This is a genomic window from Azospirillum sp. NS33 (assembly GCF_059703765.1).
The window spans coordinates 1-12,682 of record NZ_BAAKJB010000050.1 but is presented as its reverse complement, the minus strand read 5'-3'; the positions used below and the strand labels follow the sequence as shown (position 1 = coordinate 12,682).

The following is a 12,682-nucleotide window of genomic DNA, read 5'->3' as shown; positions in this document are numbered from 1 at the left end:
GTGACGCGCACGTCAAGCGGACGCCAGATCCGCCACGACCGGGCACCACGACCGGGAAGGACCGCCACCGCCATGATCCCCTATGCCGCCCCCGTTGCCGACCTGCGCTTCCTGCTGAACCACGTGGTCGGGCTCGACCGCGTGGCCGCCCTGCCCGGCTGCGAGGCCGCCACCCCGGACCTGGTGGACGCGGTGCTGGAGGAGGCCGGCAAGTTCGCCGGCGGCGTGCTGGCGCCGCTCAACACGGTGGGCGACCGCACCGGATCGGTGCTGGAGAACGGGGTGGTCCGCACGCCCGAGGGCTGGGCCGCCGCCTACGCCCAGTTCGTGGAGGCCGGCTGGAACTCCCTGCCCTTCGACCCCGAGCACGGCGGCCAGGGACTGCCCTGGACGGTCCAGTTCGCGGTGCAGGAGATGTGGCAGGGCGCCAACCTCTCGTTCGGCCTGTGCCCGCTGCTGACCCAGGGGGCCGTCGACCTGTTGAGCGAGCACGGCAGCGCCGAGCAGAAGGCGCTCTACCTGCCGCGCCTGGTGTCGGGGGAATGGACCGGCACCATGAACCTGACCGAGCCCCAGGCCGGCAGCGACCTCGCCGCGGTGCGCACCCGCGCCGTGCGGGCGGGCGACGGGACCTACCGGATCGCCGGCCAGAAGATCTTCATCACCTACGGCGACCACGACCTGGCCGAGAACATCGTCCACCTCGTGCTGGCCCGGCTGCCCGACGCGCCCGCCGGGGTGAAGGGCATCTCCCTGTTCGCGGTGCCCAAGCGGCTGGTCAACCCGGACGGCACCCTGGGAGAGCGCAACGACGTGCGCTGCGCCAGCCTGGAGCACAAGCTGGGCATCAAGGCGAGCCCCACCGCGGTGATGGCCTTCGGCGACGACGGCGCCTGCGTCGGCCACCTCGTGGGCGAGGAGAATCGCGGCCTGGAGTACATGTTCACGATGATGAACAACGCCCGCCTCGGCGTCGGCGTGCAGGGCGTGGCGATCGCCGAGCGCGCCTACCAGCAGGCCCGCGACTACGCCCGGACCCGTGTCCAGTCCAAGGACCTGGCGGACCCCCGCGGCGGGGCGGTCGCGATCGTCCGCCACGCCGATGTCCGTCGCATGCTGCTGGAGATGCGGGCCAAGGCGGAGGCCGGCCGGGCGCTGGCGCTCTACGCCGGCACCCGGCTCGACACCGCGCGCCGGCACGCCGACCCCGCCGCGCGCGCCGCCGCTCAGGCGCGCGTCGACCTGGTGACGCCGATCGTCAAGGCCTGGTCCACCGACCTCGGCTGCGAGGTGGCGTCGCTGGGCGTGCAGGTGCACGGCGGCATGGGCTTCATCGAGGAGACCGGCGCCGCCCAGCACTACCGCGATGCCCGCATCCTGCCAATCTACGAGGGCACCAACGGCATCCAGGCCAACGACCTCGCGTTCCGCAAGGTGGGGCGCGACCGCGGCGCCGCGGCCGCGGCCCTGCAGGCGGAGATGCGCGACGCCGCCGCCGCCCTGTCGGCGCACCCCGGCGACGCCGCCGCCGCGATCGCCGCCGCGCTCGCCGCCGGGGTGGACGCGCTGGAGGCGGCGACGGCCTGGATGGTGACGGCGCAGGACACGGGCGACGCCACCGCCGCCGCCGCCGGCGCGGCCGGCTACCTGCGTCTGTGGGGCACGGTGGCCGGGGGCTGGATGATGGCGCGGGCCGCCGCCGCCGCGCTGGACGCGCGGGAGCGCGGCGACGGCGACGCCGGCTTCCTGGAGGCCAAGCTGGTCACCGCCCGCTTCTACGCCGAGCAGATCCTGCCCCAGGCCGGCGGTCTGCTGGCCTCGGTGCGCACCGCCCGCCACACCGTGATGGCGCTCGACGAGGACCGGTTCTGACGCGTCATCCCGGCCCGCGCAGGGTGCGCCACAGGCACATCGCCCCGTAGTAGACCGAGGTGGCCAGCCACACCCCGTAGACCACCGGCTGGCGGTCGGGGAAGGCGACGACCAGCCAGGCGCTGGCGACCAGCCATGCGGAGATCACGGCGATGTTGAGCCCCATCAGCCGGCGCACCCGGAACGGGTGAAGGAACTTGACGGGGACGAAGGTCAGCAGGCCCAGCACGACGATCACCGCCACGTTGATCCACGGGTCGAGGCCGAGCAGCCACAGGTACAGCGCCACCACGTTCCACAGGGCGGGGAACCCGACGAAGTAGTTGTCGGCGCTCTTCATGCCGGTGTTGGCGAAGCAGTAGAGCGAGGTCAGCAGGATCCAGCCGGCCCCGGCCAGCCCGAGATGGGGCGGCAGCAGCCCGAACCAGTAGAGGAACAGCGCCGGCACCACCACATAGGTCATGTAGTCGATGACGAGGTCGAGGGCCGAGCCGTCGATGGCCGGCAGCACGTCCTTGACCCGGGCGCGCCGGGCGAAGGTGCCGTCGACGCCGTCGACCACCAGGGCCACGCCCAGCCACAGGAACACCATCGCCGGGCTGCCGTCGAACACCGCCAGCAGCGCCAGCAGACCGAGCACGACGCCGCTGCCGGTGAAGGCGTGAACCGCCCAGGCGGACAGCCGCTGGCTGATGCCGTACCCCGTGTTGCCGCGGTCCATGTCCGCCGCCGCGCGCTCGCTGTCCATCTCGTCCACCCGTGGTTAGACCGACAGATGTAGCAGGCGGCGCAAGCGCCGCAAACAGGCGCAACAGGTGCCGCGGCTATTCGGCGGCGCGAACCGGCGCCGGCCCCGCCGCCGCGAAGGCCCGCTGCCCCCGCAGGGCGTCGGGCAGCGGACCGCCGGTGGCCCAGTCCAGCAGTTCCACCGTGTGCACCACCGGAATGCCGGTGCCGGTGGCGATCTGGGCGATGCAGCCGAGGTTGCCCGCGGCCACCGCGTCGGGAAGCACGCTGGCGATGGCGCGGACCTTGCGGTCGCGCAGCTGGCCCGCCAGCTCCGGCTGGAGCATGTTGTAGGTGCCGGCCGAGCCGCAGCACAGGTGCCCGTCCGGGATCTCGCGCACGGTGAAGCCGGCGGCACCCAGCAGGTCGCGCGGCGGCGCCTTGATCCGCTGCCCGTGCTGCATCGAACAGGCGGAGTGGTACGCGACGGCCTGCCCGGTCGCCACCGCCGGCGCCATCAGGCCGATCCCGGCCATCAGCTCGGTGACGTCCCTGGCCAGCGCCGCCACCCGCGCCGCCTTGGGCTGCCACACCGGGTCGCCGGCGAACATGTGGGCGTAGTCCTTGACCGTGGTGCCGCAGCCGGACGCGTTGATGACGATGGCGTCCAGCCCGGCCCCGTCGATCTCCGCCAACCAGGCGTCGATGGCCCGCTTGGCGCTGGCGTGGGACAGGTCGGTCTTGCCCATGTGGTGGGTCAATGCGCCGCAACACTCCGCCCCCTTGGCGATCACCACCTCCACGCCGTGGCGGGTCAGCAGCCGCACCGTCGCCTCGTTGATGGCCGGGGCCAGCACCTGCTGGGCGCAGCCCGCCAGCAGGGCCACGCGCTTGATCCGCGGCCCCTGGGCCGGGTGGGTCTGCGGCCGGTCGGCGGGGCTGGGCCCGGGCACGCCGCCCTTGGGCAGCAGCGCCAGCATCGCCCGCAGGCGGCGCGGCATCAGGCCGGCGAACGGCCGCGCCGCGGCCGCGCCCAGCAGGGCCAGGCGGAACAGGCGCGGGTTGGGCAGCACGCGGGCCAGCAGCGCCCGCAGCGCGCGGTCCACGGGCGGCCGCGTGTGGGTCCGCTCGATCCGCGCCCGGGCGTTGTCGACCAGGTGCATGTAATCGACGCCCGAGGGGCAGGTGGTGGCGCACGACAGGCAGGACAGGCAGCGGTCGAGGTGCTTCACCGTGGACTCGGACGGCGGCCCGCCCTTCTCCAGCATGGCCTTGATCTGGTAGATGCGGCCGCGCGGCCCGTCGAGCTCGTCGCCGAGCAGCACGTAGGTGGGGCACGTCGCCGTGCAGAAGCCGCAATGCACGCAGGCGCGCAGGATGCGCTCGGCCTCGCGCACGTCGGCCTGGGCGAGCTGGTCGAGGGTGAAGGTGGTCTGCATGGCAAGGGCCTCAGTCGCTCACACCCCGGCGTACATCCGGCCGGGGTTCAGGACGCGTCGGGGGTCGAATCCCGCCTTCACCCGCGCCGCCAGCGCGGCGAGAGGGGCGGGCTGCGGCTGGAAGACGTCGACGGCGGCGCGCACCGCCTCGGGCGCGCGCATCAAGGTGGCGTGGCCGCCGCTGAGCGCCAGGGCGGCGCGGATCGCCGCGGCCTGGGCGCCCATGTCGGTGGCGGGCGGCACCGCGAGCCACACCAGCCCGCCGCCCCAGTCCAGGAAGAACCGCCCGTCGCCCAGGCGCAGCAGCACGTCCTCCACCACCCCCGCCCCGGCGGCGGGCGGCACCGACAGCTTCCAGACCGCGTGGTCCGCGGGCGCGGCGAGCGGCGCGGCGTCGCGGATGGCGCGCCACAGGGCCACCGACTCCTCCCGCTCCAGCACGGCGTCGGCGCCCAGCTCGAGGGTCAGGGCGGCGAGCCGGGCGGCCACCGACGGGCCGACCCCCTCCAGCCGGATCGCCGTGACGCCGGCCTGGAGCGCCACCACCGCGGCGACCCCGGTGCGCTCGGCCACCGCCTCGGGCAGGTGGGCGGCGCCCGACACCTCGTGCGGGCTCTGCAGCGCCCGGGTCAGGGCCTGCACCGCGGCCTGCTCGTCGCGGCCGGCCAGCAGCAGCGTGCGGGTGTCCTCGGGCGCCGGCAGCACCTTGACCGTGACCTCGGTCAGCGCCGTCAGCGTGCCGAAGGACCCGGCCATCAGCTTGGGCAGGTCGTAGCCGGTGACGTTCTTCACCACCCTGGCCCCGCCCTTGTAGACCTCGCCGCGGCCGGACACGCCCTCCACCCCCAACAGATGGTCGCGCGCCGCCCCGGCGGCGACGCGCCGCGGCCCGGCCAGGCCGCAGGCCAGCACGCCCCCCAGGGTGCCGCCGCCGGCCGGCCGGCCGTAGAGCGGCCCGAGGTCGGGCGGCTCGAACGCCAGGTGCTGCCGGCGCTCGTCCAGCAGCGCCCGGATCTCGGCCATCGGCGTGCCGGCCTTGACGGTGAGCACCAGCTCCTCCGGCTCGTAGGCGACGATGCCCGCCAGGGCCGACAGGTCCAGCGCATGGGCGGCCTGGACCGGGCGGCCCAGGCCGGCCTTGGTTCCCTGGCCGCGCAGGTCCAGGGGCTCGCCCGCGGACAGCGCCCAGGCCACGGCATCGACGAGGTGGGCCGGGGTCTCGGGGCGGAGGGTGGTGATCGCCATGGTCGGGACCCGGGTCAGAAACGGGGAAGGTCGGGAAACGGCAGGGCGCCGCCGGAGACGTGCATGCGCCCCAGCTCGGCGCAGCGGTGCAGCTCGGGGAACACCTTGCCCGGGTTCAGCAGCCCGTCGGGGTCGAAGGCGCATTTCAGGCGCTGCTGCTGCTTCAGGTCGGTTTCGGAGAACTGGTGGCCCATGAGGTCGCGCTTCTCCACGCCGACCCCGTGCTCGCCGGTCAGCACGCCGCCGACCTCGACGCACAGCTTCAGGATGTCGGCCCCGAACTCTTCCGCCGCCTGCAGCTCCCCGGGCCGGTTGGCGTCGTAGAGGATCAGCGGGTGCAGGTTGCCGTCGCCGGCGTGGAAGACGTTGGCGACGCGCAGGCCGTGGCGCTGCGACATCTCCTGCATGCGTTGCAGAACCAGGGCCAGCGCCTTGCGCGGGATGGTGCCGTCCATGCACAGATAGTCGGGGCTGATGCGGCCCGCCGCGGGAAACGCCGCCTTGCGGCCGGCCCAGAAGCTCAGCCGCTCCTCCTCGGTGGTGGAGACGCGCAGATTGACCGAGCCCTTGGCGCGGGCGATCTCGGCGACCCGGTCGATCAGGTGGTCGACCTCGGCCTCCGGCCCGTCCAGCTCGACGATCAGCAGCGCCTCGACGTCGAGCGGGTAGCCGACCTGCACGAAGGCCTCGGCGGCGTGGATGGCCGGGCGGTCCATCATCTCCATGCCGCCGGGGATGATGCCGGCGGCGATGATCGCCGCCACGCAGTCCCCCGCCGCCTCGTTGCCGGGGAAGCCGATCAGCACCGCCCGGGCGATGGCCGGCCTCCTCAGGATGCGCACCGTCACCTCGGTGACGACGCCCAGCAGCCCCTCCGATCCGGTGACGACGCCCAGCAGGTCGTAGCCGCCGGGGTCCAGGTGCTTGCCGCCCAGGCGCAGCACGGTGCCGTCCATCAGCACCATCTCCACGCCCAGCAGGTTGTTGGTGGTCAGCCCGTATTTCAGGCAGTGCACCCCGCCGGAGTTTTCCGCCACGTTGCCGCCGATGGTGCAGGCGATCTGGCTCGACGGGTCCGGCGCGTAGTAGAAGCCGCGCTCGGCCACGGCGTTGGAGATGCCGAGGTTGGTGACCCCGGGCTGCACGACGACGCAGCGGTTGTCGTAGTCGATGTCGAGCACCCGGTTGAACTTGCCCATGCCCAGCAGCACGCCGTCGGCCAGCGGCAGGGCGCCGCCCGACAATCCGGTGCCGGCGCCGCGCGGCACCACCTTGACGCCCATCTCGCGGCACGCCGTGAGGACGCGGCTGACCTGGTCGGTGGTGGAGGGCAGGACGACAACCATGGGCGGCTGGCGGTAGGCGGTGAGGCCGTCGCACTCGTAGGCGCGCAGCTCCTCCTCGTCGACGATGACGCCCTCGCCCGGCACGATGGCGCGCAGGCGCTCGACGATCTCACGACGCTTGGCGATGACCCCGCGGTCCGGCTCGGGCATCCTCATGCCGGCTCTCCTCCTCGACCCCGCCCGTCTCACACCGCGGGCGTTTGCGGGATAAGTGGTATCACCACTTATCCCGGGGCACAAGGCGGCGGCGACTCGGCGGGGCGGACGCCCCGCCGACCCCGGCCCGGCCGGTCACTCCGGCTTTTCGAAGGCGGCGGAGATCGCCAGGTCGACCTCGTCGGACACCGACGGCACGGCGTAGCTGACCCCGAAATCGCTGCGGCGGATGGTGGTGGTGGCCTCGAAGCCGACGGTCCGGGTGTGGTGCATGGGGTTGACGCCGGCGCCGGTGAAGCGGGCCTCCAGCACCACCGGCTGTGTCACGCCGCGCAGGGTGAGTTCGCCGGCGATGCGGGCGCGCGTGCCGTCGACGGTGATGGCGGTGGAGCGGAAGCGCGCCGTGGGGTGGGCTTCGGCGTCGAAGAAATCGGCGCTCCGCAGGTGCTCGTCCAGCGCCGGGCTGGTGGTGATGACCTGGGCGACCGGGATCTCGATGGTGACGGCCGCCGCCTCCGGGCGCTGCGGGTCGATGGTCAGGGTGCCGGTGGGGCCGGCGAACAGGCCGCGGAAGACGTTGAACCCCATGTGGTCCACGGCGAAGGCGACCTGGCTGTGGTCGGGGTCGACGGCGTAGTCGCCGGCCGCGATTCGTGCGGGGTCCTCCTTGCCCGGGATCTCCGCGGCGGCGGTGGGGCCGGCGTGGGCAATGGCGAACAGCAGCGCCAGGGCGAGCAACGGCGACTTCATCTCGGCGGACTCCCGATGGTGATGGATGCCGCGATCATACGCCGACGAACGCAAACGCCCCCATAGTCAAATCAATGGGGGCAAATCGACGGGGAAAATCGATGGGGGCAAACCGCCGGGCGGCAAAACGACGAGCCGCGCCGGAAGTCCGGCGCGGCTCGTCGTTTCGCGTCGTGGCAGACACGGCCGGGGTCGCCGGCCGCCCGGTGTCAGCCCTGGCGGGCCTTGAAACGCGGGTTCTGCTTGTTGATGACGTAGACGCGGCCCTTGCGGCGGATCACGCGGCAGGCCTTGTGGCGCGTCTTCATCGACTTCAGCGAGTTGACGATCTTCATGACTGGTCTTCCTGGTGCGGTCGGCGGCTACGTACAGGGCGCGCACCATAGTGCGGCACCCCATGGGTGTCAACGGGCTGAGATGGGGTCGGAAACGGCCCGGCCGCTCCCCCTACTCCGCCGGCTTGATGGCGTAGAAGCGGTAGCAGCGCAGCCCGGCCTCCAGGGCGGCGACGCGCCGCACCCACATCTCGATCTCGTCCATCACCGCCAGCTTGGTCTGCTGGGTCAGCGCGTACTGCTCCAGATACCCGGCGAAGGCCTGGATGGCGACCAGGATCAGGTGGCGGTGGGTGTCGGTGATGTCCTCGGCGATGCGCAGGTCGAGGTTGCGCTGGGCGAACGCCCCCTCCATCCGCTCCGCCGACCACAGGTTGGGCTCCAGCGGCTCCTTGTCGGCCCAGGTCTCGATCACGGCGCGCTTGGCGTCGGGCATCAGCACGTAGTCGGTGAGCAGCACGTGGCCCCGCGGCTTCAGCGCGATCTCCATGCCGTCGAACAGCTGGTCCTTGTCCTGCACCGCGAACATGCCCTCCTTGTACAGGATGGCGTCGACTCTCTTGGAATAGCTGAAGCGCTCGGGATCGTAGGCCTCGATGGGCGCCTTCTTCTCGAGCCCGGCCTTGAAGGACCGGTTCATCCCCTCCTTGGCGAGCAGCGGCGAACTCTCCAGCCCGGTGACCCAGCACCCGTATTTCTGGGTCATCGCCCGGCTCGTCCCGCCCAGCCCGGCCGAAAGGTCGAGCACGCTCATCGCCGGGTTGAGCCCCATCGGCTTGACCAGGTAGGGCACGTGGTCGGTGGCGCCGGGCGTCGTGAAGCCCTCGCCCCACAGGCGTTCGGCGACCTCCATGCGGGTCGCCGACCACAGCGGCTTGCCCCAGCGGTTCATGCCGGATTCCGCGGCCGGCGCCGGCATGGCGGCCGCGCCGTCCGCGTCGTGGGAGGCCTCGCCCTCGCCCGCGCGGCGGGCCAGATCGGCCGGGTTGTACCCTTCCCACCAGGCGTAGAGGCGCGTCCGCAAACTCACGCCCCCGGCGGGGCCGGGGTCTTTCCTTTCGCTTTCCGCCATAGGCACCCGTCCTGCGCGCGCCGCCGTTTCGCCGCGGCCAAGGTAGACCTCCCGAAAGGCGTATTCCAGGAGTTAATTGCCGCCCCGCGGATCGCGACGCTCGGCCGCGGCCAACGTCGTGCCGTCGGCCTGGAACACCTTGGCGCAGGCCGCCGGAAGCGCCGGGTCCGGCGCCTTCCTCTTGTCCGGGGGGATCGGGCGCAGCGGCTCGATCCGGGCCATCCACCACGCCAGGTCGTCGCCGCAGCCGTCGCCCGGGGGGAACGGCTTCTGGGGCGTGCAGCCGGCGCTGCCGGGCGGGCAGGACAGGCGGACGTGCATGTGCCCGTCATGGCCGTACCAGGGCCGCACCTTGGCCAGCCAGCCGCGGTCCGGCCCGGCGCGCCGGCACAGGTCCAGCTTGATCACCGGGTTGACGAAGATGCGGTCGACCCGCTCGTCGCGGGCCGCCAGGCGCACCAGCTCGACCTGGCGGGCCGTCCACGCCGGGATCACCCGCTTGCGCCCGTAGTCGACGAAGTTGATCTCTTCCAGGGCTTCGCGCGAGTCGCGGCTCAGGCGCGGCAGGTCGAGACGCAGCCAGACGTCGGCGTCGAGGCCGCTCTGATGGCTGGCGTGCCCCGCCGGCATCGGCCCGCCGCGCGGCTGCGCCATGTCGGCGATCAGCGCGGTGCCCAGTCCGGCGGCGGCGACCCGGGCGCCGAAGGCTTGCAGGAACGCGACCAGCACCGGGTGGCCGAAGTGGCGGCGCCGGCTGGTGCGGATCACCTGGTAGCCGGCCCCCTCCGCCGGCAGCGCGACGGCCCCGGCCACGCAGCCGGCGGCGTAGCCGCCGATGGCCCGCGCCGCCCCCCGCGCCGGGGTGGTGACCTCGCTCCACGCCAGCGGGTGGGGCATCCCCGGCACCGCGCCGGTCTCGAGTCCCGCCTCCAGCCCGGCAGCGCGCGCCGGCAGCCCCGCCGCCAAGACGCCGAGCGCCAGCCCGAACCCGGCAAGCGCGCCGATCCCCATCCGTCCCATGGCCCCACCCCCCTGCAAGGACGGTCGCCATTTAACCCTAACCGGCGTTAACGAATCGTTTGGACGGACGGACGGACGGAGGTAGGGCCGGCGGGTCGGCGGCTACCCCGCCAGCGCCGCGGCGATCACCCCGCCGAGGCCGGCGATGGCGGCGTTGCGGGTGGCGAACGGCTCGGCGCTTCCCGTCTGGTAGACGGTGGCGATCACCGGCGGCCGGCCCGGCGGCCAGGCCACCGCCACGTCGTTGGTGGTGCCGAAGGCCCCGGCGCCGGAGCGGCTGGCGACGCGCCACCCCGCCGGCAGGCCCGTGCGCAGCTTGTCGTTGCCGGTGGTGGTGGCGACCATCCAGCCGGTCAGCCGCTCGCGCGAGGGGGCCGCCAGCCGGTCCCCCAGCACCAGCGCCTGGACGCTGCCGGCCATCGCCGCCGGCATGGTGGTGTCGCGGGGGTCGCCGGGACGGCATTCGTTGGCCGCGGGCTCCATGCGGTCGGCCCGGGTCACGGCGTCGCCCAGGGTGCGGACGAAGGCGGTCAGCCCGGCCGGGCCGCCGATCCGGCCGAGGACGAGGTTGGCCGCGGTGTTGTCGCTGTGGGTCATCATCGCCGCGCACACCGCCTCCAGCGTCATGCCGTCTCCGCCGGCGTGACGTTCGGTGACCGGCGACCAGGACACCAGGTCGGCGGCGGCGAAGCGCACCCGCCGGTCCAGGGACTCCGCCCCGGCGTCGACCCGCGCCAGCAGCGCCCCGCAGGCCAGCGTCTTGAAGGTGCTGCACATGGGAAAGCGCTCGTCGGCGCGGTGGCGCCACTGCCGGCCGTCGGCCGTGTCGTGGACGAACACGCCGATCCGCGCGCCCAGCCGCCGCTCCGCCGCCACAGCCGCCGCGACGACCGCGTCGTCCGCCGCCCAGCCCGCACGGGGCCGGACCAGGGCCCCGGCCAGCGCCAACCCCAGCAGCGCCGCCGCATCGCGCCGGCCCAGTTCCATCACCATTCCACCGCTCCTCGCACGGGGGTGCGGCCGCCCGGCCGACGGCCGGAGCGCAAACGCACCACCCCAAGTTGGATTTGTGCCGGTGCCATCCGTTCTTCGCTCCAGCACCAGCCGATCCTTGGTATCCCGCCTGGACCGGGGCCGCAAACGACGATATCTACGACGAGCCACAAATTGGATTTGGCCATTCATGGTCCGCCCCCACCTGCCGCTGAACGCCCTGCGGGCCTTCGAGGCGTCGGCCCGCCATCTCAGCTTCACCCGCGCGGCGATCGAGCTGCGGGTCACCCAGGCGGCGGTCAGCCACCAGGTCAAGCTGCTCGAGGGGCGGCTGAACGTCACCCTGTTCCGGCGCCTGCCGCGCGGCCTGATGATCACCGCCGAGGGCGAGGCGCTGCTGCCGATCCTGCAGGAATCCTTCGACCGCATGGCCGAGGCGCTGGAGCGGTTCGAGGGCGGTCACCTGCACGACGTGCTGATGGTGGGGGCGGTGGGCACCTTCGCGGTGGGCTGGCTGCTGCCGCGCCTGGCGGCGTTCCGCGGCACCCATCCCTTCATCGACGTCCGGCTGTCGACCAACAACAACCGGGTCGACCTGGCGGCGGAAGGGCTGGACTGCGCCATCCGCTTCGGCAACGGCGCCTGGCAGGGGCTCGACGCCGAAGCGCTGTTCGACGCACCCCTGGCGCCGCTGTGCGCCCCGGCCATCGCCGACACGCTTCGCCGTCCGGCCGACCTGCTCGAGCACACCCTGCTGCGCTCCTACCGCGCCGACGAGTGGGGCACGTGGTTCGCCGCCGCGGGGCATCCCTTCCCGGCGTCCCTGCTGAAGGGCGTGGTGTTCGATTCGTCCCTGGCGATGATGGAGGCGGCGGTGCAGGGGGCGGGCGTCGCCCTGTGCCCGCCCCGGCTGTTCGCTCGCCAGCTCGCCAGCGGCGCCGTCCGCCAGCCGTTCGCGGTGGAGGCGGCGGTCGGCGGCTACTGGCTGACCCGCCTGAAGTCGCGACCGCCGACGCCGGCCCTGGCGGCGTTCCGCGACTGGCTGGTCGCCGCCGCGAGGAGCGATGGCGCGGCGCCCGGTTTGGAGTAGCATGCCACACCAGTCCCCGGCGCCAAGGAGGCGCAAGCCACCGGCGCCAAGGAGGCGCAGCCGCGATGAACGACGCCGACGCCCTGCTCGCCCTCAACCAGGCCTTCTACCGCGCCCTGCACGACCGCAGTTTCGCGGCGATGGACGCCCTGTGGGCGCGGCGGCTGCCGGTGGTGTGCCTGCACCCCGGCTGGATGCCGCTGTGCGGCAGGGTGGCGGTGATGCAAAGCTGGAAGGACCTGATGAACGCCCCGGTGGCGACCTTGATCCGGCCCCGCCACGCCACCGTTCACCTCTACACCGACACCGGGCTGGTGCTGTGCGAGGAGGTGCTGGCCGAGGCGGTGCTGATGGCGTCCAACCTGTTCGTGCGCGAGGACGAGGAATGGCGCCTCGCCCACCACCACTCCGGTCCGGTCGCCCCGCAGGCCCGGGTCGAGCGCCCGTCGCGGCCCGGCGGCGGCGACGACGGGGCGCCGCCGCGGCGGCTGCACTGAAGCATCCGTTCAGGATGCACGGCACTGCTCAGAGACCGTTTGAAAACGGTTGGCCTTGGCGTTGTGTTATGATTCAAGCTTCGTATGTGGACGGATGCGACGCGCGGCCGGATGGCCAAGATCGAGAAGAAGACGAAGCGG

12 protein-coding genes are annotated in these 12,682 nt (G+C 73.2%); 3 read left to right on the top strand and 9 right to left on the bottom strand.

The window, feature by feature from the left end; genetic code table 11:
* The first annotated feature begins 72 nt into the window (after window positions 1-72).
* Window positions 73-1,872: an acyl-CoA dehydrogenase gene (locus AC6H2I_RS28205; RefSeq protein ID WP_497504110.1), complete on the top strand. Its 1,800-nt coding sequence runs from the start codon at window positions 73-75 to the stop codon at window positions 1,870-1,872.
* 4 nt (window positions 1,873-1,876) lie between these two features.
* Here AC6H2I_RS28205 and pcsA read toward each other — a convergent pair whose 3' ends face one another.
* The 9 genes from pcsA to bla form a co-directional block, all read right to left on the bottom strand.
* Window positions 1,877-2,620, bottom strand: a complete 744-nt coding sequence (gene pcsA, locus AC6H2I_RS28200) for a phosphatidylcholine synthase (protein ID WP_497504109.1) — start codon at window positions 2,618-2,620, stop codon at window positions 1,877-1,879.
* Window positions 2,621-2,696: 76 nt separating this feature from the next.
* Window positions 2,697-4,037: a glycolate oxidase subunit GlcF gene (gene glcF / locus AC6H2I_RS28195; RefSeq protein ID WP_497504108.1), complete on the bottom strand. Its 1,341-nt coding sequence runs from the start codon at window positions 4,035-4,037 to the stop codon at window positions 2,697-2,699.
* An 18-nt stretch (window positions 4,038-4,055) separates the two neighbouring features.
* A complete protein-coding gene (gene glcE / locus AC6H2I_RS28190) occupies window positions 4,056-5,282 on the bottom strand; it encodes a glycolate oxidase subunit GlcE (protein ID WP_497504107.1) in 1,227 nt (408 codons plus the stop codon).
* A 14-nt stretch (window positions 5,283-5,296) separates the two neighbouring features.
* On the bottom strand, window positions 5,297-6,784 hold the full coding sequence (locus AC6H2I_RS28185; RefSeq protein WP_497504106.1) for an FAD-linked oxidase C-terminal domain-containing protein: 1,488 nt from the start codon (window positions 6,782-6,784) through the stop codon (window positions 5,297-5,299).
* Between the two features lie 135 nt (window positions 6,785-6,919).
* On the bottom strand, window positions 6,920-7,534 hold the full coding sequence (locus AC6H2I_RS28180; protein ID WP_497504105.1) for a YceI family protein: 615 nt from the start codon (window positions 7,532-7,534) through the stop codon (window positions 6,920-6,922).
* A gap of 209 nt (window positions 7,535-7,743) precedes the next feature.
* Window positions 7,744-7,869 (bottom strand): type B 50S ribosomal protein L36, encoded by a 126-nt coding sequence (gene ykgO, locus AC6H2I_RS28175; protein ID WP_012973122.1) that lies wholly within the window; start codon window positions 7,867-7,869, stop codon window positions 7,744-7,746.
* Between the two features lie 112 nt (window positions 7,870-7,981).
* Window positions 7,982-8,899 carry a methyltransferase domain-containing protein gene (locus tag AC6H2I_RS28170; RefSeq protein ID WP_497504104.1) on the bottom strand — a complete coding sequence of 306 codons (918 nt, stop codon included), beginning with the start codon at window positions 8,897-8,899 and terminating at the stop codon, window positions 7,982-7,984.
* Between the two features lie 114 nt (window positions 8,900-9,013).
* Window positions 9,014-9,961: a penicillin-insensitive murein endopeptidase gene (mepA, locus tag AC6H2I_RS28165; protein ID WP_497504103.1), complete on the bottom strand. Its 948-nt coding sequence runs from the start codon at window positions 9,959-9,961 to the stop codon at window positions 9,014-9,016.
* Between the two features lie 102 nt (window positions 9,962-10,063).
* Window positions 10,064-10,954 (bottom strand): class A beta-lactamase, encoded by an 891-nt coding sequence (bla, locus tag AC6H2I_RS28160; RefSeq protein ID WP_497504102.1) that lies wholly within the window; start codon window positions 10,952-10,954, stop codon window positions 10,064-10,066.
* Between the two features lie 190 nt (window positions 10,955-11,144).
* Between bla and AC6H2I_RS28155 the strand changes: the two genes are divergently transcribed.
* Both AC6H2I_RS28155 and AC6H2I_RS28150 read left to right on the top strand, forming a co-directional pair.
* Window positions 11,145-12,044 carry a LysR substrate-binding domain-containing protein gene (locus tag AC6H2I_RS28155; protein ID WP_497504101.1) on the top strand — a complete coding sequence of 300 codons (900 nt, stop codon included), beginning with the start codon at window positions 11,145-11,147 and terminating at the stop codon, window positions 12,042-12,044.
* Between the two features lie 65 nt (window positions 12,045-12,109).
* Window positions 12,110-12,541, top strand: a complete 432-nt coding sequence (locus AC6H2I_RS28150; RefSeq protein WP_497504100.1) for a nuclear transport factor 2 family protein — start codon at window positions 12,110-12,112, stop codon at window positions 12,539-12,541.
* Window positions 12,542-12,682 lie beyond the last annotated feature (141 nt).